The sequence below is a fragment of the Pseudomonas reactans genome (assembly GCF_013387025.1).
GTDB lineage: Bacteria > Pseudomonadota > Gammaproteobacteria > Pseudomonadales > Pseudomonadaceae > Aquipseudomonas > Aquipseudomonas reactans.
The window spans coordinates 40,033-63,560 of record NZ_JACAQP010000014.1 but is presented as its reverse complement, the minus strand read 5'-3'; the positions used below and the strand labels follow the sequence as shown (position 1 = coordinate 63,560).

General features: G+C 61.8%; 18 protein-coding genes. 7 read left to right on the top strand and 11 right to left on the bottom strand.

Going from position 1 to position 23,528, the window contains the following annotated elements; translation table 11 throughout:
* Positions 1-183 precede the first annotated feature (183 nt).
* The 4 genes from HX793_RS17015 (at position 184) to HX793_RS17000 (ending at position 6,296) form a co-directional block, all read left to right on the top strand.
* Positions 184-1,380 carry a class I SAM-dependent rRNA methyltransferase gene (locus HX793_RS17015; RefSeq protein WP_003195152.1) on the top strand — a complete coding sequence of 399 codons (1,197 nt, stop codon included), beginning with the start codon at positions 184-186 and terminating at the stop codon, positions 1,378-1,380.
* A gap of 125 nt (positions 1,381-1,505) precedes the next feature.
* Positions 1,506-2,696 carry an MFS transporter gene (locus tag HX793_RS17010; protein ID WP_177052673.1) on the top strand — a complete coding sequence of 397 codons (1,191 nt, stop codon included), beginning with the start codon at positions 1,506-1,508 and terminating at the stop codon, positions 2,694-2,696.
* Positions 2,697-2,922: 226 nt separating this feature from the next.
* Positions 2,923-4,764, top strand: coding sequence for a dihydroxy-acid dehydratase (gene ilvD / locus HX793_RS17005; RefSeq protein ID WP_016976011.1), 1,842 nt, complete (start codon positions 2,923-2,925; stop codon positions 4,762-4,764).
* A gap of 122 nt (positions 4,765-4,886) precedes the next feature.
* Positions 4,887-6,296, top strand: a complete 1,410-nt coding sequence (locus HX793_RS17000) for a surface-adhesin E family protein (RefSeq protein ID WP_177052672.1) — start codon at positions 4,887-4,889, stop codon at positions 6,294-6,296.
* 74 nt (positions 6,297-6,370) lie between these two features.
* Here HX793_RS17000 and HX793_RS16995 read toward each other — a convergent pair whose 3' ends face one another.
* The 4 genes from HX793_RS16995 to HX793_RS16980 form a co-directional block, all read right to left on the bottom strand.
* Positions 6,371-8,818 carry a TonB-dependent siderophore receptor gene (locus tag HX793_RS16995; RefSeq protein WP_177094280.1) on the bottom strand — a complete coding sequence of 816 codons (2,448 nt, stop codon included), beginning with the start codon at positions 8,816-8,818 and terminating at the stop codon, positions 6,371-6,373.
* Positions 8,819-8,950: 132 nt separating this feature from the next.
* Entirely contained in the window at positions 8,951-9,898 is a 948-nt protein-coding gene (locus HX793_RS16990; protein WP_177094278.1) for a FecR family protein, read from the bottom strand.
* Complete coding sequence (locus tag HX793_RS16985; RefSeq protein ID WP_177052669.1) at positions 9,895-10,428, bottom strand: RNA polymerase sigma factor; 534 nt, start codon at positions 10,426-10,428, stop codon at positions 9,895-9,897. The genes HX793_RS16990 and HX793_RS16985 overlap by 4 nt, the downstream gene beginning before the upstream one ends.
* A 191-nt stretch (positions 10,429-10,619) precedes the next feature.
* Positions 10,620-11,678: a haloacid dehalogenase-like hydrolase gene (locus HX793_RS16980; protein ID WP_438810851.1), complete on the bottom strand. Its 1,059-nt coding sequence runs from the start codon at positions 11,676-11,678 to the stop codon at positions 10,620-10,622.
* 241 nt (positions 11,679-11,919) lie between these two features.
* On the opposite strand from HX793_RS16980, the gene HX793_RS16975 reads away from it, so the two are divergent.
* Positions 11,920-13,311 carry an L-cystine transporter gene (locus tag HX793_RS16975; RefSeq protein ID WP_028618333.1) on the top strand — a complete coding sequence of 464 codons (1,392 nt, stop codon included), beginning with the start codon at positions 11,920-11,922 and terminating at the stop codon, positions 13,309-13,311.
* 113 nt (positions 13,312-13,424) lie between these two features.
* On the opposite strand, the gene HX793_RS16970 is transcribed toward HX793_RS16975, so the two are convergent.
* The gene (locus HX793_RS16970) at positions 13,425-13,937 is read right to left on the bottom strand and encodes a dihydrofolate reductase (RefSeq protein WP_177094276.1); all 513 of its coding nucleotides are present in this window, start codon (positions 13,935-13,937) and stop codon (positions 13,425-13,427) included.
* A 69-nt stretch (positions 13,938-14,006) separates the two neighbouring features.
* On the opposite strand from HX793_RS16970, the gene HX793_RS16965 reads away from it, so the two are divergent.
* Entirely contained in the window at positions 14,007-15,377 is a 1,371-nt protein-coding gene (locus tag HX793_RS16965) for a DUF2868 domain-containing protein (RefSeq protein WP_177052667.1), read from the top strand.
* Positions 15,370-16,737 (top strand): DUF3482 domain-containing protein, encoded by a 1,368-nt coding sequence (locus HX793_RS16960; RefSeq protein ID WP_177052666.1) that lies wholly within the window; start codon positions 15,370-15,372, stop codon positions 16,735-16,737. The genes HX793_RS16965 and HX793_RS16960 overlap by 8 nt, the downstream gene beginning before the upstream one ends.
* On the opposite strand, the gene HX793_RS16955 is transcribed toward HX793_RS16960, so the two are convergent.
* The 6 genes from HX793_RS16955 to HX793_RS16930 all read right to left on the bottom strand — a co-directional run bounded on the left by HX793_RS16955 (position 16,734) and on the right by HX793_RS16930 (position 23,515).
* The gene (locus tag HX793_RS16955; protein ID WP_177052665.1) at positions 16,734-17,288 is read right to left on the bottom strand and encodes a phosphonate degradation HD-domain oxygenase; all 555 of its coding nucleotides are present in this window, start codon (positions 17,286-17,288) and stop codon (positions 16,734-16,736) included. The genes HX793_RS16960 and HX793_RS16955 overlap by 4 nt on opposite strands.
* Positions 17,288-18,421: a TIGR03364 family FAD-dependent oxidoreductase gene (locus HX793_RS16950; protein ID WP_177052664.1), complete on the bottom strand. Its 1,134-nt coding sequence runs from the start codon at positions 18,419-18,421 to the stop codon at positions 17,288-17,290. The genes HX793_RS16955 and HX793_RS16950 overlap by 1 nt, the downstream gene beginning before the upstream one ends.
* A 125-nt stretch (positions 18,422-18,546) precedes the next feature.
* On the bottom strand, positions 18,547-19,569 hold the full coding sequence (locus tag HX793_RS16945) for a putative 2-aminoethylphosphonate ABC transporter substrate-binding protein (RefSeq protein ID WP_177052663.1): 1,023 nt from the start codon (positions 19,567-19,569) through the stop codon (positions 18,547-18,549).
* 22 nt (positions 19,570-19,591) lie between these two features.
* On the bottom strand, positions 19,592-21,298 hold the full coding sequence (locus HX793_RS16940) for a putative 2-aminoethylphosphonate ABC transporter permease subunit (RefSeq protein WP_177052662.1): 1,707 nt from the start codon (positions 21,296-21,298) through the stop codon (positions 19,592-19,594).
* Between the two features lies 1 nt (position 21,299).
* On the bottom strand, positions 21,300-22,364 hold the full coding sequence (locus HX793_RS16935) for a putative 2-aminoethylphosphonate ABC transporter ATP-binding protein (RefSeq protein WP_177052661.1): 1,065 nt from the start codon (positions 22,362-22,364) through the stop codon (positions 21,300-21,302).
* 287 nt (positions 22,365-22,651) lie between these two features.
* The gene (locus tag HX793_RS16930; protein WP_016979030.1) at positions 22,652-23,515 is read right to left on the bottom strand and encodes a LysR family transcriptional regulator; all 864 of its coding nucleotides are present in this window, start codon (positions 23,513-23,515) and stop codon (positions 22,652-22,654) included.
* Between the last annotated feature and the right edge of the window lie 13 nt (positions 23,516-23,528).

The following is a 23,528-nucleotide window of genomic DNA, read 5'->3' as shown; positions in this document are numbered from 1 at the left end:
ATGCCTTGCAGGGCCTGCTGGATCTGTTCGGAGGAAAGCTCTTGGGACATAAGTACACACTCTGGGCTAGGCGGGGATTCTAACCCTTATCCGCCGCGTGCCGACACCTTCCCGCACATCCGGCTACCCGGCCATTTCCTACACAACAAGGTATACTCCCGCTCTTTTTTCCGGAGCGACGTCATGTCCCTGCCAAGCCTGCGTCTCAAAGCCAACGCCGATCGTCGTTTGCGCAACGGCCACCTGTGGGTCTACAGCAACGAAATCGACGTGGCCGCCACCCCACTCCACGGCTTCCAGGCAGGCGACCAGGCTATCCTGGAAGCGGCCGGCGGCAAGACCCTGGGCATCGTGGCCATGAGCCCGAACAACCTGATTTGCGCCCGCCTGCTGTCGCGCGACATCAAGTTGCCACTGGACAAGTCGCTGCTGGTGCACCGCCTGAACGTCGCCCTGTCCCTGCGTGATCGCCTGTTCGACAAGCCGTTCTACCGCCTGGTCTACGGTGATTCCGACCTGTTGCCAGGCCTGGTGGTCGACCGTTTCGGCGACATCCTGGTGGTGCAGATCGCCTCGGCGACCATGGAAGCGCATAAAGAAGACGTGATTGCTGCACTGACCCAAGTGCTCAAGCCAAGCGGCATCCTGTTCAAGAACGACTCCGCCGCGCGCGACGCCGAAGGCCTCAACCGCTACGTCGAAACCGTGTTCGGCCTGGTGCCGGAGTGGGTTGCGCTGGAAGAAAACGGCGTGAAATTCGAAGCCCCGGTGATCCAGGGCCAGAAAACCGGCTGGTTCTACGACCACCGCATGAACCGCGCACGCCTGGCCCCGTATGCCAAAGGCAAGCGCGTGCTCGACCTGTACAGCTACATCGGCGGCTGGGGCGTGCAAGCTGCGGCCTTCGGCGCCAGTGAAGTGTTCTGCGTCGACGCCTCCGCCTTCGCCCTCGACGGCGTGGAGCGCAATGCCGCACTGAACGGCTTTGCCGAGAAAATGACCTGCATCGAAGGCGACGTGTTTGAAGCCTTGAAAGAACTGAAAGCCAGCGAAGAGCGCTTCGACGTGATCGTCGCCGACCCACCGGCCTTCATCAAGCGCAAGAAAGACATGAAAAACGGCGAAGGCGCCTATCGCCGCCTGAACGAACAGGCCATGCGCCTGCTCAGCAAGGACGGCATCCTGGTCAGCGCGTCGTGCTCCATGCACTTGCCGGAAGATGACCTGCAGAACATCCTGCTGACCAGCGCACGTCATTTGGATCGCAATATCCAGATGCTGGAGCGTGGCGGTCAGGGTCCGGATCATCCGGTGCACCCGGCGATTGCCGAGACCCGTTACATCAAAAGCATTACTTGCCGGTTGCTGCCAAACAGCTGATGCCGTTGGCCTGTAGGCGCTTTAGGGCTCCTACAGGCTTTTAAGAAGCTTCGTACCTCTCCAGTCTTTGACTTTCCCTTACATAAACTTGATCCTCGACCGCCTCACGGAATCGAGGCTCGCCCATGTCAACGGAAATCACACACGCTGAAAAACCCTTCATTGTTTTCTGGCTGATGACCATGACGCTGTTGAGCGTCTTCCCGCTTGACGTCGTGCTGCCTTCCTTTCCCGCCCTGGCGGAACACTTCTCCACCTCAACCACCCAGATCGCCCGCTCAGTCAGCCTGTTCGCCATTGGCTTTTCCTGCTCCATGCTGTTGATCGGCCCACTGTCCGACAGGATCGGCCGCAAGAAGCTGCTGCTGGCCAGCATGGCCGTTGCAATCATGGGCGCGGCCGGGTGTCTGACGGCTACAAACACGCCTCAATTCCTGTTCTTTCGCGTCATTCAAGCCATAGGTTGTGGTGGTTTCATACTGTCCCAAGCGCTGGTGCAAGACCTTTTCTTCGGCAGAGAACAGGAGCGGCTGCGGATCGCAATGGTCACGGCCGGGGGCATCTTCATTTCGATTTCCCCACTGATGGGCGCCTGGCTGCAACTGCACGGAGGATGGCAAGCCAGCTTCTATGTGTTTATAGCGCTTTGTGCAGTCACCTTGATCATGGCCCATCGACTGCTCCACGGCGGTGTGCCTCAAGCGGCACCGAGCCACCAGAGCCTGTTCAAGGCCTACGCCAAGGTCTTCGCCAACCGCCACTTCGCCAGCTATGCCACGATCTCCGCGATTACCTTCTCCTGCCACTTCTCGTTCATCGTGGTTTCACCGCTGATTTTCATGGACCAACTGCAGCTGTCGCCCCATGAATATTCCTTGACCCTGCTTCTCTACGGCGCCGCTTACGTATTGGGTGGCGTCAGTGCAGGCTTCCTGCACAAACGGCTACCGGCTGCGACCCAGATGGCCATCGGGCTGGTGCTGATCGCAATCTCGGGCGTGGTCATGCTGTTCCTGGCCTATCAGTTCGGCCTTTCAACACTGACCGTGCTGATGCCCATGCTGCTCTGCACCGCAGGCACCACCATCACCCGACCTATTTCCAACTCCAAGGCCATGAGCTTGTTTCCAGACAACGCTGGTACGGCGGCTTCAGCCGTTGCTGCGGAGTTATTCATTGCCGGTGGTCTTATCAGTGCCTTCATCAGCACCTTTGCCCACCACCTGAGCACGGCGCTGGGTCTGTGCTTTCTGATCCTGAGCATCATCGCCTTGGTCTTGAACACATGGGCGCGGCGCCACCCGCACGTCCCGTAGCGGTTATCTTCACGGTTTCGGCCATTCCCTCCAGGCGCCAGCGGTGTAGAATCGGCCTTATTCATCGCCAGTCATCCCCCGGCGGGTTTATGAGCTCGAGGCCCAAGCAAGCGGCGATCCCGCGACGCGAGTGGCAACTTCCGGACACACGGCCATTTTTCGGGTGTTCCAGACGTCAATAGAAGCTCACTCCCCTTTGATACCGATTAGCCGCCCGGAGTGCTCCATGCCAGATTACCGCTCGAAAACATCCACCCACGGCCGCAACATGGCCGGCGCGCGCGCACTGTGGCGTGCCACGGGGATGAAAGATGACGATTTCAAGAAGCCGATCATCGCGATTGCCAACTCGTTCACCCAATTCGTACCGGGCCACGTCCACCTCAAGGACCTGGGCCAACTGGTCGCCCGCGAGATCGAACGCGCTGGCGGTGTCGCCAAGGAATTCAACACCATTGCCGTGGATGACGGCATCGCCATGGGCCATGACGGCATGCTGTATTCCCTGCCGAGCCGCGAGATCATCGCCGACTCCGTGGAATACATGGTTAACGCCCACTGCGCCGACGCCATCGTCTGCATCTCCAACTGCGACAAGATCACCCCCGGTATGCTGATGGCGTCCCTGCGCCTGAACATCCCGGTGATCTTCGTGTCCGGCGGCCCGATGGAAGCCGGCAAGACCAAGCTCGCCTCCCACGGCCTCGACCTGGTGGACGCCATGGTCATCGCCGCCGATTCCAGCGCTTCTGACGAGAAGGTCGCGGAATACGAGCGCAGCGCTTGCCCAACCTGCGGTTCGTGCTCCGGCATGTTTACCGCCAACTCGATGAACTGCCTGGTGGAAGCCCTGGGCCTGGCCTTGCCGGGCAACGGTTCCACCCTCGCCACCCACAGCGACCGTGAACAGCTGTTCCTGCAGGCCGGCCGCACCATCGTCGAACTGTGCAAACGCTACTACCACGACAACGATGAGTCGGTGTTGCCGCGCAACATCGCCAACTTCAAGGCGTTCGAGAACGCCATGACCCTGGACATCGCCATGGGCGGTTCCACCAACACCATCCTGCACTTGCTGGCCGCCGCCCAGGAAGCCGAGATCGATTTCGACCTGCGCGACATCGACCGCCTGTCCCGCCACGTGCCGCAACTGTGCAAAGTCGCACCGAACATCCAGAAGTACCACATGGAAGACGTGCACCGCGCCGGCGGGATCTTCTCGATCCTCGGCTCGCTGGCCCGTGGCGGCCTGCTACACACCGACCTGCCGACCGTGCACAGCAAGTCCATCGCCGAAGGCATCGCCAAGTGGGACATCACCCAGACGGACGACGAAGCCGTGCACACCTTCTTCAAGGCTGGCCCGGCCGGTATCCCGACGCAAACCGCGTTCAGCCAGTCGACCCGTTGGGACACCCTGGACGACGACCGTGAAAACGGCTGCATCCGCAGTGTCGAGCACGCCTACTCGCAAGAAGGCGGCCTGGCCGTGCTGTACGGCAACATCGCCCTCGACGGCTGCGTGGTGAAAACCGCCGGTGTGGATGAATCCATCCACGTCTTCGAAGGCCGCGCCAAGATCTACGAAAGCCAGGACAGCTCGGTTCGCGGCATCCTCGCCGACGAAGTGAAGGAAGGCGACATCGTGATCATCCGCTACGAAGGCCCGAAAGGCGGCCCGGGTATGCAGGAGATGCTGTACCCGACGTCCTACCTGAAATCCAAGGGCCTGGGCAAAGCCTGTGCCTTGCTGACCGACGGCCGTTTCTCCGGCGGCACCTCGGGCCTGTCAATCGGCCACGCTTCGCCAGAAGCCGCAGCCGGTGGCGCGATTGGCCTGGTGCAGGATGGCGACAAGGTGCTGATCGACATTCCGAACCGTTCGATCAACCTGTTGATCAGCGACGAAGAACTGGCGGCACGCCGGGTTGAGCAGGACAAGAAGGGTTGGAAACCGGTGGAAAAGCGTCCGCGCAAAGTCACCACTGCGTTGAAGGCTTACGCCCTGCTGGCCACCAGTGCCGACAAAGGTGCTGTGCGTAACAAGGCGATGCTTGACGGTCTGTAAGCTGCGCCCATAAAAATGCCCCGCCATGTGCGGGGCATTTTTTTGCCTGGCGTTCTGACGCTGTAGTTTTTCATACGCCGGCCGATAACAGGCGCAACTGTATTCTCAAGGAACTTACCCGCATGGATGCCCGCTCTATCGCTCTACACCCGGCTGCATGGGCGCTTTCCCTATTGGCGTTGGCCGGTTGCAGCTCGCTGCAAAAGCCTCAGGTGGACCCAGGCCTGGCACTCTTCAACGAAGCCATGACACTGCCGGCGCTCGACTACACCATCCTGCGCAACGGCGACAGGGTCGCGTACTCCGTCGATTTGCAGCAAAACCCGATCTCTGTGCAGTTCGACGCCTATTGCACACAAGGCCCTGGAAGAATGTTCTACCCCACGCGCTCGGGCCTGCGGGCATTTACTCCCTCACCAGCAACAGGCGTCGACCTGCCGACGGTACAGGCCCAACAACTGCAGCAAAGCGCTCAATTGCAGAGCGTATGCAAGGCACGCCCCGTCCCCGACTGGCGGATGCTGCAAACCTCTGCCGATCAGGGCTGGCTGCTGATCGACCGTAACAGCGTGCAGCGCCAAGGCAGTCAGATATCCGCCTGGGCCGCCCAGGATTACCTGCACTATCAGGTCGCCAAGAATGCATCGTTGTTTACTCAACGGCAGGAGCGGCTGACGCTGGATTGCACACAACGCACCATTACGTTGATGAGCCAGTTCAACCTTGATGAAACGCGCCAGATGATCAACGGCGAAATCCGTCGACAATTCAAGCCGCAAGCCTTGGATCAAGCTTCCGGCGAACATGCCCAGTTCTTCAAGGCTCTGTGCCAGGCGCCGGTGGAGCTGACCCATTTACCCGCTTTCAAGGCGCGCCAGCCATTGCCACCCGTTGCCAGCGCAACCAATGCCAACCCGGCCGTGTTGGCGGCCATCCGAGCGCTCGGCCTGCCTGCGCCAACCCGAACCCTGAGCGAGCTGGCGTATGACTATGACGCCGTGCTCTTCAACAACACCCGAGTGGGCGACCAGACCAAACAGGCATTTATCAGTGTCGACAACGCATCCGGCCAGACGCTGGTACAAACGCGCGACTCGGCACTCGGCTTTAACCAGGAGCTGACCTTCCAAGGCCTGTTTGATCTGGACAGCCAAGGTCTCGACCGCAAAACCGGCAGTGACAAGGTGAAGACCCGTCTCTTGGTTGGCCTGAGCTTTCAAGGCGATTGGCGTAACTTGCCCCTCGCCAGTGAGGTGAGCTACACCCAGACATGGTCAAAATCCATCAACCCCGATGGCAGTCCTTCGTCAGAGACCAGTGAACCAAGAACCGTGACCTGCAAGGTCGCTCGGGAAATCCCGGCTGCCACCCTGACCCCGGACCTGAAGGGGCAAGCTCAGGTACTCGACTGCGTTCAGATGAAAGGTTGGACTTATCAGGCAGCCTATCTGAGCGACTATGGGCTGTTTATCAAATTGCGTGAGAACGCGTTGGTTGCGCAATGGAACTGGCATCTGAAATCGGTGAAGTGACGCGCGATAGCGTGGGTTGTTTGAGCCTATGAAAATGCCCCGCCACGTGCGGGGCATTTTTATTCCGGTTGCACTCAGAACTGCGGCGTGTAGGTCATGGTGAACATCACATTGCGCGGGTCGCCATAGTAGTTGCTGCCCCAGTTCGCGTTGTAAGCCGGGATGTAGTACTTCTTGTCGAACATATTGTTCAGGTTCGCCGCGACGGTGAATTCCTGGTTGATCTTGTAGGCCACCCGCGAATCCCAGAGTGCATTGCCCGGCACGCTGAAGGTGCGATCGTAGGCGACGGTGCTGCTTTGCGCCGTCACGCCAGCGCCGACGCTGACCTTCTGCCAGTCCCCTGGCAACTGGTAGTCGCCCCACACCTTGAGCAGGTGCTTGGGCGTCCAGGTGCTGAAGACCTTGCCTTCGTAGGTGTCGTCCTTGAGGAACTTGGTGGTGTTGTAGGTATAGCTGGAGACCAGTTGCAGACCCGGCAGCACTTCACCGCCCAATGTAGCTTCAAAGCCCTGGCTGCGGACCTTGCCCGACGCCACCGAGCAGTACCAACCATTGCAGTTCATCGGCCCTTGCAGGTCCTGGACTGCACGGTTTTCCTGGTCATAGCGGAAGATCGCAAACGAGGTGTTGAGGCGACCATCGGCCAGTTCACCCTTGATGCCCAGCTCGTAGTTCTTGCCCTCGATAGGCTTGAGCAGCGAGCCGGAGGTGGTCAGGTTGGTTTGCGGCTCGAACGCATCGGCGTAGCTGGCGTAGGCCGACCATTGATCGTTCAGGGCATAGACCAGGCCAGCATACGGGGTGACCTTGCCGGATGTTTGCGTGGTGCTATCCTCGGCGGCGCCGTATACGCCCTGGCGACCAGCCTGACCGATGTAGGAGTACTCGTACCAACTGGTGCGCGCGCCGAGGATCAGCGTCAGCGGGTCCAGCACCTTGACGCGCCAGGTGCCGTAGATGCCTTTCTGGCGAATGTCATACCAGCTCTTCGAGGCGTTCCCGGCCTGAAACAACTGGTATTTGTCGCGCTGCACACGGTTGTGGTCGATGTTGAAAATATCCGCGCCATTCGTTGCCGCCCGCGCCCACTGGTCGTCGGTGGTGAGTTTGGAATAGTTGGCGCCAAGGACCATTTCCTGTTGGAACCCCAGGCCGTCGAACTTGCCGTTGACATACACATCCGCGCCGCGGCTTTTGGTATTGAAGTCGGTCACCCAGTCGATGTAGCGCACATTGCCCGTGTCGCCGGGATTGGGGACGGTATCCCACGTCGCCTGGTAGGTCGCGTCGTTGTGTTCGTCCATTGCCACCAGCGCAGCCTTCACTTTCCAGTCATCGTTGAAACGATGCTCCAGGTCGGCGAACACCTGAGTCTGGTTGTTGACGGCACGGTTCCAGCTGGCGCCGACAAAGGTCGAACGTGGCAGGCCGATATCGCTGCCATTGGCGTAGCGGGGCAACGACATGAAGTTGGGGCGTGAGTGGCCTTTCTGGTTGCTGATGCCCACGCCCACGGTAGTGTCTGGCGTGAAGTCGTAGTCGACGGCGCCATAGACGGTCTGGTTCCAGCCCCCCGCGTAGTCGACGAAGGAGTTGGTGGTGTCGTAATCCGCCACAAACCGGCCGCGCAACGTGCCTTCCGGGTTGAGCGGGCCGCCGGCATCGACTTGGGTGCCGTAGTGGTCCCATGAGCCGGCCTTGGCGGTGATGGTCACGGTCGGCGCCTGCTGGCCGCGCTTGCGCACCAGGTTCATAGTGCCGCCGGGGCTGTTCGCGCCTTGCAGCAAGGCGGCCGGGCCGCGCAGAGTTTCAACGCGGTCATAGATCGCCATGTTTTCCGTGAGGTAGCTGCCCAGCGTGTAGGTGTTACGCGGGATACCTACGCCATCGTATTGCAGGGTGCCTATTTCAAAGCCACGGGAGAAGATGAACATGCCAGGGCCGGGAGATTTGGTCGCCGTCAGCCCGGGCGTGCGCTTGACCACTTCGGAGAGTTTGGTGGTGTTCTGGTCGTCCATCTGCTTGCGGGTCATAACGCTGACCGACTGCGGGATGTCCTTGAGTTTCTGCTCACCCTTGCCCAGGGTCACAGCGCCCGTGGTGTAGGAACCGGTACCTTCGGTGATGGTGCCCAGGCGTTCGGCGCTGATGGTGGTGGCGCCGACTTCAAGGGCACCGCCTGTGTCCACGCGCTTTTCCAGGGTGACGGTATCCGCGTTGATAAATGCTGCGCTCAACCCCGTGCCGCCCAGCAGTTGGCCCAAGGCTTCACGTTGCCCCCAGCTGCCCTTCACGCCCGGTGACACAACACCTTGAGTCAACTCCCCCGACACCAACACCTGCACCCGTGTCACCGCCGAAAACGCTGCCAGCGCACCGTCCAGGCTCTGCCCCGGAATATCAAAACGGTAGGCCTGTGCCTGAGTGGTCTCAGCGGCCTGCAAGTACAGCGGTGCAGTGCCGCAGGCCAAGGAAATGGCCAGTGCCAGCAAAGGCCGTGCGGCGAATCGGTGTGCCATGGATGGTGCTCCCCGGTGCAAAAAAGTCGGTGATCGGCGCCGCACTACTTGAGAGTGCTTACTATTTGCGCCTCAGTGATCAAGGACGATGGCTTACGGAGAAACCCTGAAACTATTTTGAAAAAGTTGTCGTCAGGACGCTTTGCCCTCGCGCAACACCAGCAAATACGGGGTGTAGTGCTCGGCGTGCAGGTTGAGGGTGTATTCCAGCGCCTTGATCACGGCGTCGGGTTTGTCGATCTCGAACACGCCGGACACCACGCGATTGCGCAGCGCATCGCCCAGCACCAGGGTTTTGCCGGGCCAATAGCGATTCAACTCGGTGACCACTTCCGACAGGGGCTGCTGGCGGAACACCAGTTGCCGGTGGCGCCAGGCGAAACCGCTGGCCGGGTCGAAGCCGTGTACCTCTGCGAGGTGCTGGTCCTGATACTCCACCGCCCGGCCTGGCTCCAGGAAGACCGGATCACCACTGCCCGCACTGACCTGCACCTTGCCCTGAGCCACCTGCACCCGAGTCTGCGCATCACGGCGCGCCACGCTGAATTGGGTGCCGACCACCTTCACCCAGCCATCGCCGGACTGCACCACGAAAGGTCGTGCCGGGTCCTTGGTCACGCTGAAAAACCCTTCACCACGCAGCAGACGAATGTGACGTTCACCGCCGCTCATGCGCACTTGAATCGCGCTGTCAGTGTTGAGTTGCAACTGGGAGCCGTCGGCCAGTTCGACAGTGCGCGATTCGCCGGTGCGGGTGGCGTAGTCCGCGCGCAGGCGGTCGAGCCAGGGGGTGTTTTGCACGGTCAGGCCCACTGCCAGCAATATGGCAGCGGCATATGCCCAACGGCGCGCAGGTTGGCGCCAGGCAGCCTGTTCGGCGCGGCGGAGCACCCGCGCCGGTTCACGCAAACCGCCGAGCATGGCCTGCACTTCCTGCCAAGCGTCATCCTGTGGCTGGCCCTGCCCAAGCCAGGCGGCAAAGGCGTCCATTTCGGCGGCCGTGACATCTTCGGCCTGTAGGCGGAAATACCAGCCAGACGCTTCTTCGAACAATTCGTCGGCAGTGGGTGTGGCGGTCATGACCGACGTCCTTGTGTGTCGCTGGCGAGCCGCGTCTTGATATAGGCGCGGCATTCAATCAAGGCGCGACGCAATTGGTATTCCACGCTGCGCGGGGTGATCGACAGACGTTCGCCAATCTCGCGGTAGGAAAGTTCATCGACATGATAGAGCAGGAAGATCTGCCGAGTCGCCTCGGGCAACGCCAGGATAGCGTCCTGCATCAGTTGCTCCTGCTGATAGGCGACCAATTGCTCGTCGGCACCTGGGTTGGTGCACGGCAGTTCTTCGCTGGGCTCGCCGGCGTCCAGGCGCTCGCGGCGGATGGCCTGGCGCTGGTGATCGCGTACCAGGTTGCTGGCGATGGTGAAGAGGAACGCGGGGAGGTTGTCGATCTTCTCGCCAGAATCCAGGCGGGCCAGGCGCAGGAACGATTCCTGAGTCAGGTCGGCGGCCACCTGGGCACTGCCGGTGCGGCGGGTGACGAAGGCTTCGAGGGCTTTCTTCTGCTCCGCGAACAGGCGCGCGATCTGCGAATTCCAGGAGGACACAGCACTACCTTGAAAAGAACGGAGGGTTCAGGAAGTGCGCACGCTAGCAGAGGATGAGATTGGTTCGCAATTGATATCTATTTTGTCGACCTCTGTAGGAGCCGGCTTGCCGGCGATGACGGCCTTGAGTCTTGCATTGATCTCACTGACGCCATCGCCGGCAAGCCGGGCTCCTACAAGGTTGCGTCGGGCTACTGGATTTCGTCAGGCTTGACGATCACCCAGTTCTTGTCCGCCGTCACCGGCAGCCCTTCCTTGGCCTGCGCCGCCGCGTGCTTGGCGATCATGCCGTTCAGCTGGGTCATGTACTTGTCCTTGCGGTTGATCCACAGGTGGACGCCGCCCTTGGCCACGTCCACATCGTGGAACAGCATGTAGCCATCACTGGTCGGGGTATCGCCACCCACCAACACCGGCTTCTTCCACTCGTCGATGTAGGTGAGGATTGCCGCGTGCTTGCCCGCCATCCAAGTCGCCGGGGTCCACAGGTACGGGGTGAGCTCCAGGCCGAGGTTGGCCTTCTCGTCATATTTGCCGGCGGTGATCTGTTTGCGCGCAGTGGTCAGTTCGCCGGTCTTGCGGTCCTTGAGCAGGGTGGTCACGCCGATGACGTTCTCGGGTTTGACGTTGTAGCCGTACTTCGGATCGGCGGCGACCATGCGCACCAGTTCTTCCGAGGCGGCGGTCATCACATACACCTCGATGCCGTTTTCCATCAGCTTGTTGTACAGCTCGGCCTGGCCGGTGAAGACTTTGGGCGGTTGCACCTCGGACTTCTTCACCGCGTCGCCTTCAAAATAGCTGACTGGCACGGGCTTGCCGGAGGCCATCAGCTCGTCGACCTGCACTTTGAGTTCCTTGAGGGTGAACCCCGAAAACACCTGGGCGACCCATGGGTAGCAGACCATGTCGTCCACTTCGCAGAGGCGATAGTAGTAACTGAACAGACTTTCCTTATGGTCGGCGGTGTCTTTGAACGGCATCAGCTTGAGGGATGGATCAAGGCTGTCGCGGGTGATCAGGCCTTTGTTTTCCATGTAGGGCAGCAGGGATTCTTCGAGGTCGTAGCGGTAACTGGTGTTGTCCATGTCGAACACCGCGAAGTTACCCTTGTTGGCGTTGGCGGCGATCATTTCGTTCAGTTGCTTGGCGGCCGGGGCTGGCCAGTGTTTCAACTCGGTGGCGGCCATGGTTTGGCCAGCAAGGCCCAGGCACAGCGCGGCGGCAAACAATCTCGAAGCGAGCTTCATATGCGTTTTCTCCCTGAGTGAAAGACACCGACGCTAACAAATCCCTGTGACAGTTATCGCCCGAGCGCGACCGCTTGCGTCGTGATCACGCCAACGGCATGTGCCTGAGCGTCAAACGCTTATTCCAAAAACGACAGTCACCATTCCATATCGGTATTAAATCAATATATTTCAAGCTGTTAGGCTTTCCGGTTCGCAATCGCAGGCTCACGCGATTGGCTGCCTTCTCAACGGAGCTTCAATGAATCTGCCCCTGATTCTCAACTTACTGGTGTTCGTGGCCCTGTTGCTGGGCCTGGCACAAACCCGTCGCACTAACTGGAGCCTCGCCAAGAAGGTGTTGTTCGCCCTCGTGCTTGGCGTGGTATTCGGCACCGTTCTGCACACGATCTATGGCGACGGCAACCCGGTGCTCAAAGCCTCCATCGGCTGGTTCGACCTGGTCGGCAACGGCTATGTGCAACTGCTGCAAATGATCGTGATCCCGCTGGTATTTGCCTCGATCCTCAGCGCCGTTGCCCGACTGCACAATGCCTCGTCGTTGGGCAAGATCAGCTTCCTGACCATCGGAACGCTGCTGTTCACCACCGCGATTGCGGCGCTGATCGGTATCGGCCTGACCAACCTGTTCGGCCTCACCGCCGAGGGCCTGGTGGCCGGCACCCAGGAAATGGCGCGCCTGCAAGTGATCCAGAGTGATTACGCCGGCAAGGTCGCCGACCTGAATATCCCGCAACTGCTGCTGTCGTTCGTGCCAGCCAACCCGTTCGCCGACCTGGCCCGGGCCAAGCCGACGTCGATCATCAGCGTGGTGATTTTCGCCGCTTTCCTGGGCGTCGCCGCGCTGCAGCTGCTCAAGGATGACGTGGAAAAAGGCCAGAAAGTCCTCAACGCCATCGACACCCTGCAAGCCTGGGTGATGCGCCTGGTGCGCCTGGTGATGAAGCTCACGCCCTACGGCGTATTGGCGCTGATGACCAAGGTGGTGGCCGGTTCCAACCTACAGGACATCATCAAGCTCGGCAGTTTTGTGGTGGTGTCGTACCTGGCCCTGGGCCTGATGTTCGTGGTACACGGCCTGCTGTTGTCCCTGGCCGGGATCAACCCGCTGCGTTTCTTCCGCAAAGTGTGGCCGGTACTGACCTTTGCCTTTACCAGCCGCTCCAGCGCAGCGGCGATCCCGCTGAGCATTGAGGCGCAGACCCGTCGCCTGGGCATTCCACAGTCCATCGCCGGGTTTGCCGCCTCGTTCGGCGCGACCATTGGCCAGAACGGTTGCGCGGGGCTTTACCCTGCGATGTTGGCCGTGATGGTGGCGCCGACTGTGGGTATCAACCCGCTGGACCCGCTGTGGATCGCGACCCTGGTGGCAATTGTGACCTTGAGTTCGGCTGGCGTTGCCGGCGTGGGCGGCGGTGCGACGTTCGCCGCGCTGATCGTGCTGCCGGCGATGGGCTTGCCTGTGTCACTGGTGGCGCTGCTGATTTCCGTAGAGCCGCTGATCGACATGGGCCGTACGGCGTTGAACGTGAATGGTTCGATGACGGCGGGCGCGATTACCAGCCAGGTCATGGGGCAGACGGATAAGGCGTTGTTGAATGCCGATGAGCATGCGGAGTTAGCGCAGGCATAAAGGCATATAACCTGTAGGAGCGAGCTTGCTCGCGAAGAACGTCAACGATGACGCGGGCATTCTGAATGAACGCGGCGCCTTCAAGTTCTTCGCGAGCAAGCTCGCTCCTACAGTCAGTTTCGCTCCCACACCTCAAAGTTGTACGCCGGCTTTTCGCCTTCCGCTGGATTCTCCCGGTTCGACACCAGCTTCCACTGGCCCGCATCAAACTCCGGAAACCAAGCATCCCCTTCCGGACTCAACGCCACCCGCGTCAAATACAGGCGATCCGCCTGCTCCAACCCCTGCGCATACAACTGCGCACCGCCGATCAGCATCAGCTCATCCACACCCTGCTCCAGCGCCCATGCCTCAGCGCGTTCCACCGCCGCCTCCAGTGACGGAAAAACTTCCGCACCTTCCAGCGCCAGATCGGTCTGACGGCTAACCACCAGATTCAAGCGCCCTGGCAGCGGTCGACCGAGGGAGTCCCAGGTCTTGCGCCCCATGATGATCGGCTTGCCAAGCGTGGTGGCCTTGAAATATTTGAAATCCCCCGGCAAATGCCAGGGCATGCTGTTGTCGACGCCGATCACACGGTTTTCACCGAGGGCTGCGATCAAGCTTAAAGGGAGATTTTTTTTCATGGCGACGAGAATACCAGAGCCCCGAGCCAGGGGTTATGCTCCAGGCTCACAAACACAACAGGACTACGCGTGACTCCACTGCACACACTCTGGCTGACAGAAACCGTGCGCCTGCGCGAAGAACAAGCGGGCCCGCTGGAAGACCTGGAAGCTAACCGCCTGGCCCGCACGGCCGGGGGCGACCTGCCGACACGTATCCAGCAGCGCGCCTTGCACTTGGCCGAACGCGATGGGCTCACGAACGCCCTCACCCGCTGGTTGCAGGGTGCGCGTCTGGCGCTGGTGCTGCTGGCAATTGTCGCGGTGATCAGCGGCGCGGGGCTGGCGTTTGCGGCACTGGGCAACGGTCTAACACCGGTAAATGTGTTCTGGGCCTTGGGCAGCCTGCTTGGCTTGAACCTGATCCTGCTGATCAGTTGGGCGTTGGGCCTGCTGTTTGCCGGTGAACACAGTGCCAGCCTCGGACGACTATGGCTGTGGCTCAGCGAAAAATTCGCCCGTGATGCCAAAGCCGCCCAACTCGCACCAGCACTGTTACTGCTACTGCAACGGCAGAAACTCAATCGCTGGGCTGTCGGAGTGCTGGTCAACAGCCTGTGGTTGCTGGCGTTGCTCAGCGCCATGGTGATTCTGCTGACGCTGCTCGCCACCCGTCGCTACGGCTTCGTGTGGGAAACCACTATTCTCGGTGCCGACACTTTCGTCGCCGTCACCCAGGCCCTCGGCACCCTGCCCGCGTTGCTGGGCTTCAACGTGCCAACCATCGAGATGATCCGCGCCAGCGGCGACTCCGCCCTGAATATCGAAAGCGCCCGACAAGCCTGGGCCGCCTGGCTGGTCGGCGTGCTGCTGGTCTATGGCCTGCTGCCCCGTCTGATCCTCGCGTTGCTGTGCCTGTGGCGCTGGAAACGCGGGAGCGCCGCCCTGCGCCTGGACCTCAACCTGCCCGGCTACAGCCAATTGCGCGAACGCCTGATGCCGAGCAGCGAGCGCCTTGGGGTCAACGATGCTGCCCCCGAGCAACTGCACGCCATCAGCGGCGGCGTCAGTGAATTGGAAAGCGACGGTGCCCTGCTGGTCGCCATCGAACTGGACGACCAACATCCCTGGCCGCCCAAACTGCCCGCCAGCGTGAAGAACGCCGGCATCCTCGACAGCCGCGAATCACGCCACAAACTGCTGGAACAACTCTCGCGCTTTCCGCCCGCACGCCTGGCCGTCGCCTGCGATCCACGCCGCTCGCCGGATCGCGGCAGCCTGGCACTGATCGCCGAACTCGCTCGCAGTGCCAACGCCACCCGCGTCTGGTTGCTGCAAGCGCCGCCCGGCCAAGCGCTGGACGCCGAACGCCTGGGCGACTGGCACGCCGCGTTGCAGCAACTTGAACTGCCGTTCGCCGACTGCGCGCCGTTGAACTGGCTGGAGACGGGTCATGACTAAGCCTTTGAAACTCGCCGTGGTCGGCCACACCAATGTCGGTAAGACCTCGTTACTGCGAACGCTGACCCGGGACGTGGGCTTCGGCGAAGTCTCCCATCGCCCCAGCACCACGCGGCATGTCGAGGGCGCGCGCTTGTCGGTGGACGGCGAGGCTTTGCTCGAGCTGTACGACACGCCCGGCCTGGAAGACGCCATCGCCCTGCTCGACTATCTGGAGCGCCTGGATCGCCCCGGCGAACGCCTCGACGGCCCGGCCCGCCTGGCGCGCTTCCTCGATGGCAGCGAAGCCCGCCAGCGTTTCGAACAGGAAGCCAAGGTGCTGCGCCAACTGCTGGCCTCCGATGCCGGCTTGTATGTTATCGACGCCCGCGAGCCGGTGCTGGCCAAGTACCGCGACGAGTTGCAGGTGCTGGCCAGTTGCGGCAAGCCGCTGCTGCCGGTGCTCAATTTCGTCAGCAGCAGCGACCACCGCGAGCCGGACTGGCGCGAAGCCCTGGCCCGCCTTGGCCTGCATGCGCTGGTGCGATTCGACAGTGTGGCGCCACCGGAAGACGGTGAACGTCGGCTGTATGAAAGCCTCGCCCTGCTGCTGGAAAGCGCACGGCCACAGTTGGAGCGCTTGATTCTTGACCAGGAAGCCCAGCGCCAGGCCCGCCAGCAAAGTGCTGCGCGACTGATCGCCGAGCTGCTGATCGACTGCGCGGCCTGTCGTCGCAGCGTGGTCACCGAAGATGAGCAGCAAGCCATCGGCGACCTACGCAAAGCCGTGCGCCAACGTGAACAGAAATGTGTGGAAGCCCTGCTCAAACTGTTCGGCTTTCGTCCGCAGGACGCCGCCGCCAGCGACTTGCCTTTGCTCGACGGACGCTGGGGCGATGACCTGTTCAACCCGGAAACCCTCAAGCAACTCGGCGTGCGCGTCGGTGGCGGGATCGCCGCAGGCGCGGCAGCCGGTGCGGGTGTGGACCTGCTGGTCGGCGGCCTGACCTTGGGCGCCGCCGCCCTGGCCGGCGCGATTGCCGGCGGCGCGCTGCAGACCGCGCGCAGCTATGGCAGCCGGTTGCTGGGCAAAATCAAAGGCCAGCGCGAACTGACCGTCGACGACAGCGTGCTGCGCCTGCTCGCCCTGCGTCAGCGCCAGTTGCTCAAGGCCCTGAACCTGCGCGGCCATGCCGCGATGCACAGCATCAAGGTCGACACGCCCCAGGACAAGACCTGGCGCGAAGGTAAGTTGCCGGATGCCCTGCACAAGGCTCGCGCCCACCCGCAGTGGTCGTCCCTCAATCCTCACGCCAAGTTGAGCCAGGCCGAACGCCAAGAGCAGGTCGAAGCCCTGGCCCAACGCCTGGACGAAACCTAAGCTGCCAACATCTGCCGGGCCTTGGCCTTGAGCACGTCGAGGTCAAGCACCGGCACGTGCATGTCCTTGGCCTGCTCATCCCAATGGCGCATGCGCAAACTCACCCTATACAACGGGTCCTGTTCAAACGCCTGGGCCTCCTCGGCACTCATCACCCCACCCTGATACGCCAAGGTGCGACGGCTGGCTTCGCTCAGGCGCGCGTAGTAGTCCGGCTGGCTGAAGGTCAGGTAGCGCTTGGCTTGCACGTGATATTCCACCAACTTGGCCATGCGTTCGCTGAACCCTGCGCGACGCAGATAATCCGCGCCCAGCCGTTCATGGCTGACCACGCCATAACCCCCCATATTTTCCTCGCCCTGGCCGCAGAGATGCCCGATGTCGTGGAAAAACGCCGCCAGCACCACTTCATCCTCAAAGCCTTCGGCCATGGCGAGTTGCGCGGCTTGGGACATGTGCTCGATCTGCGACACCGGCTCGCCGATGTAATCCGCCGTGCCGTGCTGCTCATACAAGCCGAAGACCTCGGCGATGGTCTGTTCCGGGTTCATCACGCAGCTCCCCACAAGGTACTGATATTGCGCTCGGCCATCGCCGGCCCAACGCTCATGCCCACGCCCGTGTGCATCAACGCGGCGCTCACTCCCGGCGCCACGCGCAGGAATGAAAACGGCCCCGGCCCCCGCGAGCCGTACACACCCTGCCAACGCTCCACCACCTGGATTTTGCAGCCCAAGGTCTGTTCAGCCAGTTCGATCATCCAGTCATCCACTTGCTCGGCATTGAAGGGCGACGCGTCGCTGCCGTAATCATGGGAATCACCGATGATCAATTCGCCATGGGGCGTCGGGCTGATCAGCAGGTGAATGCCGTGTTCGTGCAGGTGCGGAGCATCGCGCAGGATTTGCGCCTGCACCGGCGCCGCTTCCGGCAGGTCGGCGAAAGCACCGTAATGCACGCAGCTCAAGCCGGTGAGCAACGCGTGTTGCAGGTTCAGGTTGACCGCTGGCCGCGCGCGCAGCATTTGCAGGCGGCAGATGCTCGGGTTGAGTTCGGCCATCGCTTCGGCCAGCAAGGTCTGGTAGTCGTGGCCGGAGCACACGATGATCTGTTCACCCCGGAAACTACCCGCCGTGCTGTGCAACTGGCCCGGCTCCACGTCCCGTACCAGTGTGGAGAAGTAGAACTCCACGTTCAGTTCTTGCGCCAGGTAGTTGATCAGCGCCGGGATCGCTTCACGGGAATACAGTTGCTGGTCGTCCTTGCCGTGCAGCGCAGCGCGGTGATGGCGAAACTGGCCGCCATACAGGTCCTTCATCGCCACGCCTTGCAGCAGTTCGACGTTGTAGCCGTGCTCTTGTGCACGCCCCTCACAGAAGGCTTCCAGCAAGCGTTCTTCCGCTTCGGTGCGGGCAAACAGGTACGCGCCGTTGCGCTTGAGTTGCAGCCCCGCGACCTGCGCCCAATGGCCCCAGATTTCACGGCTTTCCCGTGCGAGGTCGAGCATCGGCCCCGGCGGTTGGCCGGTGACCAAGGCTTGGCCGAAGTTGCGTACCGAGGCGCCCAGTGGCGTGGCGCTGCGCTCGAACACCTTGACCTTGAGGCCGCGCTTGGCGGCGGCGAAGGCGTGGGACAGGCCGAGAATGCCGGCGCCCACGATCAGCAGATCGCTGTGGTGTGTCATGAAGTGATGTCCTGTATTCGAAGCCGCCTTCGCAGGCAAGCCAGCTCCCACATTTTGAATTGCGAACACCTTCAAATGTGGGAGCTGGCTTGCCTGCGAAGAGGCCATCAGCCCTAACGAAAACCTTATTGACCCGCTACCTTCTCCGACTTGCCGTCATAGCGCTTGCGCCATTCGGTCAGGATGCTGTCGCGGTTTTTCGAAGCCCAGGCGAAGTCGTTCTTGATCAGGCGCTGTTCATAGTCGGCCGGCAATTCGGTCTGCGGCTTGGCAATGCCAGGCTGGGCGAGGACGGCGAAGTTGTCCTTGTACAGGTCCATGGCAGCCGGGCTGGCGGAGAAGTCCGCGAGCTTTTTCGCGGCGTCGGCGTTGTGGGTGCCCTTCATGACGGCAGTGGCTTCGATGTCCCAGCCCAGGCCTTCTTTCGGCAGGATGATGTCCAGCGGCGCGCCCTGGCGTTTCAACTGCACGGCCGGGTACTCGAAGGAAATGCCGATCGGGAATTCACCCGAAGCCGCCAGCTTGCACGGCTTGGAGCCGGAGTGAACGTACTGGCCGATGTTCTGGTGCAGGTCGTCCATGTACTGCCAGCCCTGCTTCTCGCCGTAAGTCTGCAGCCAGGCGCTGACGTCCAGGAAACCAGTGCCGGACGAGGCCGGGTTGGGCATGACGATCTTGCCCTTGTACTCAGGCTTGGTCAGGTCCTGCCAGCTCACCGGCTTGGTCAGGCCCTGCTTTTCGGCTTCGACGGTGTTGAAGCAAATCGTCGCGGCCCACACATCCATGCCGACCCAGGCGGGCGGGTTGGCGGCGTCGCGGTAGTTCTTGCCAATCTTGTCCAGGTCCTTCGGCGCGTAGTTGTCGAGCATGCCCTGCTGATCGAGGATCGCCAGGCTGGAAGCGGCCAGGCCCCATACGGCGTCGGCTTGCGGGCGGTCTTTCTCGGCCAGCAGCTTGGCGGTGATGATGCCGGTGGAGTCGCGCACCCATTTGATTTCGATGTCTGGATTGGCCTGTTCGAAAGCCTTTTTGTAGGTCTTCAACTGCTCGGCTTCTAGGGCCGTGTACACGGTCAACTCGGTCTTGGCGAAGGCATTCAGGCTGAATGCAGTCAGTACGGCAGCGACCAGCGCCAGGGGCTTGAACATGGAGCACCTCCTTCAGGGATATTTATTGGCCGGGTGCGCTCTGGCGCCAGGCTTGGGAGCGGCGCAACGCGCCACGTGAGGCCCACGCCAGCAGCAGCGAGACGCCGGCTGAGGTGAACAGGATCAGGGTCGACATGGCCGCCGCACCGCCCACGTTGCCGGCGTCGTCCATGTTCAACACGGCGACGGCGGCGAGGATGGTGTCGGGGCTGTAGAGGAAGATCGCGGCTGACACGGTGGTCATTGCCGACACGAACAGGTAGCGCACGATGTCCAGCAGTGCCGGCAGGCAGATCGGCACCGTCACTTTCAGGTAATGCCGGTACAGCGGCGCCTTGAGGGACAAGGCGGCGGCTTCGAACTCGGCGTCGAGTTGACGCAGTGCCGTGGTGGCAGTCATCTGCGCAGTGGTCAAATAGTGAGCAATGGTGCACACCACCAGCAGGGTCATGGTGCCGTAGAACACGTGCAGCGGGTTGCCGTTGAGGTTGAAAAAGAACACGTAGCCCAGGCCCAGCACCAAGCCCGGCACCGCCATCGGCACAAAGCTGAGCATGCGCAGGGCGAGGTTGAGGCCTTTCTGGCCCTTGGTCTTTTCCATCAGGTAGGCGCCGGTGAAGATCAACACGCTGCCGATCAATGCGCTGCACAGCGCCATGGTCAGGCTGTTGCGATAGGCCAGCCAGCCGCCGCCGGCCGTGTCTTCGAACTGGTAGTGGTTGAGCGACAGCGACAGGTTGTACGGCCAGAACTTCACCAGCGACGAATACACCGCCATGCCGAACACCAGCAGCAACACGGCACAGATCAGCAGCACGATGGCCAGGTAGCAGCCGTCCCTCATGCGCGATGGCGCCGGCTGGAACACTTGGGCACGACCGCTCATGGAATCGCCATGACGGCGGCGCAGCCAGGCATCCACCCCAAAGCTGAACAGCGCTGGCAGCAGCAACACCATGCCGATCAACGCGCCGCGGCCGAACTGTTGCTGGCCGACCACTGCCTTGTAGGCTTCCAGCGCCAGCACCTGATAATCGCCTCCGACCACCACGGGCACGCCGAAATCGGTGATGGTCAGGGTGAATACCAGGCAGAACGCAGCGAACACCGCCTGACGCGTGGCCGGCCAGGTAATGCTGCGAAACGCCCGCGCCGGGCTGGCGCCCATGCTGGAGGCCGCATCGAACAGGCGCGCATCCGCCAGGGACAGCGCCGACAGCAGAATCATCAAGGCGTGTGGGAAGGTGTAGATCACCTCCCCAAGAACGATGCCCCAGAAGCCGTAGATATTGTCCGAGAGCAACCCGCGCAGCATGCCCTGGTTGCCGAACAGGTAGACCAGCGCAATGCCCGGCAACATTGACGGCGCCATCAACGGCAGCAACGACATGCCGCGCCAGATCGCCTTGCCGGGGATCAACGTGCGTTGCAGGGCGTAGGCAAACAGGTAGGCCAGCGGTACGACAATGGCCGCCACGCTGAGGGAAACTTTCAGGCTGTTGCCCAGCAGCCAGTGGAAATTGGCGCTGGTGATCAGTTCCTTCGCAGCCACCAGGCCACCGCCCTGCCCGGCTTCACCACTGAAACCGCGCCAGAAGATCGCCAGCAGCGGCATCAAGACAGCCAGGCCCAGCAGCAACAGCCACAGCAGTTTGCCGCCGACGACGAAAATTCGGTCACCGGTTTCGGCGCGGGACACCGGTCGTGGCAGCGTCATGACAGCGGCCATCTCAGGCAAACACCTGCAGGCTGCGCGGCGGCAACGCCACCCAGATGTCTTGGGCGCCCAGGCGCGGCATGGCTTCCGGGGCCAACTCGGCCAACAGCGCATGGCCGGGCAGTTGCTCCAGCTCAAAACTCATGCGGCAACGGTTGCCGAGGAAAGTGATCTCGCGGACCTTGGCCGGAAACAGGTTTTCTTCATGCACCGGCGGGTTGACGCTGATCGCCTCAGGGCGGCAGAACAAGCGGCCGGACTTGGCCACACCGGCATCGTCGGCCAGGCGCATGTTCATCCCACCGACCTGGGCGTGACTGGCACTGTTGCGGCTGAACGGCAGCCAGTTGCCCTGGCCGACAAACTCCGCCACAAACGGCGTGGCCGGGCGGTCGTAGATCTCCTGAGGCGTGGCGTATTGCTCGACCTTGCCGTTGTTCATCACGGCGATACGGTCGGCCATCAGCATGGCTTCGTCCTGGTTGTGGGTGACCATCAATGTGGTGATGCCCAGGCGCCGTTGCAGTTGGCGCAGCTCGGTGCACAGATGCTCACGGACGCGGGCGTCGAGGGCCGACATTGGCTCGTCCAGCAACAACAACGAAGGCGCAGGCGCCAAAGCACGGGCCAGGGCGACGCGTTGTTGCTGTCCACCGGAGAGTTGGCCGGGGTATTTCTTTTCGCTGCCGACCAGGCCGACCAGTTCAAGCATCTGTCCGACGCGCTTGCGCGCTTCCTCGCGACCGCTACCGGTGAGGCCGTAGCCGATGTTCGCTTCGACGGTAAGGTTGGGGAAAAGCGCGTAGGACTGGAACAGAATGCCGTAGTCCCGTGCCTGGGGCGGCAGCAGGGAAACATCACGGCTGCCCAGGTACAGTTCGCCGCTGTCCTGGCGCTCCAGGCCAGCGATGCAACGCAGCAAGGTGGTCTTGCCGCAACCGGACGGGCCCAGCAGGCACACCAGCTCGCCGGCGGCGACGTCCAGGGAGACGTTGTCCAGCGCGGTGAAGGCGCCGAAGCGTTTCTGGATACCGCGCACTTTCATCGGCGCGCCGGGTTGGGTCAGGGCTGTGTTCATGCAAGGCACCTCATCGAACGGATGAAGCCCATGCTAGGCAGGCAATGCGTCCCTCATGTGGCAGAAAGGCAAAACGCGGTGATAGTGGTATTGGTGGATTTGGGTAGGACGCGGACACCCTTGTGGTGAGCGGTTTCTGTGTGGCGAGCGGGCTTGCCCCGCGTTGGGCTGCGGAGCAGCCCTAAAACCAGACACCTCAGTTCTACCAGGAGAAATGCGGTGGTCTTATTGGGGCCGCTACGCAGCCCAACGCGGGGCAAGCCCGCTCGCCACAGATCGCTTGATCGTTAGAGCGGCGACATTTCCTGCGCCAACCCCAGAAATGCCGCCGGCAATCGTGCGCCTTTGCGTTCCTTGAGGCAGTACAAATACTCCGGAATCTGCGGCGCATTCTCGAATGTCAGCACCCGCAGTTGCGGATCATGCGGCACTTCCTGCCGCGCAATGATGCTGATGCCAATGTTGCGCAACACCGCCTCACGGATCGACTCACGGCTGCCAATCTCCAGCAAAGGGCCATAGCTTACGTTGGCGCTTTGCAAGAGTTCTTCAGTCAGGCGCCGCGTGGTTGAGCCCGCTTCACGCATCAGCAAGGTGTGCCCGGCCAAAGCGCTCAGCGGCACGTGATCCAGCTTGGCCAGGGGATGGTTGCGATGCACCGCCAGCACCAGCGGGTCGGTGCCCAGCACACGACGAATCAGGCGCGGGTCTTCCAGCAGTTGCGAGGAGGCGGCGACGTCGACACGGTAGTCGTCCAAGGCTTCAAGCACTTGTTGGGAGTTGCCGATTTCCACCGACACCTCCACTTGCGGCAGACGCTCGCGGAAGGCTTTGACCAGGTCGAGGATGTAGTAAGGCGCCGTGGCGGCAATCCTCAATGCGCCCTGGACCTGGCCATTGTTGCGCAGGAAAAACTCGATGTCCGCTTCCTGCTGCAACAGCGCCTTGACCATCGGCAGCAGGCGCGCACCCTCGTCGCTGACGGTGAGGCGGCGGCCGCCGCGGTAGAACAGCTCGACGCCGTACTGGCTTTCCAGGTTACGGATCTGGGTGGTGACCGTGGGTTGGCTCAGGCCGAGTTTTTTCGCCGCCTGGGTGATGCTACCCAAGCGGGCGACCATGAAAAAAGCCTTCAGCTCGGCACTCAGCACACCACCCTCTCAT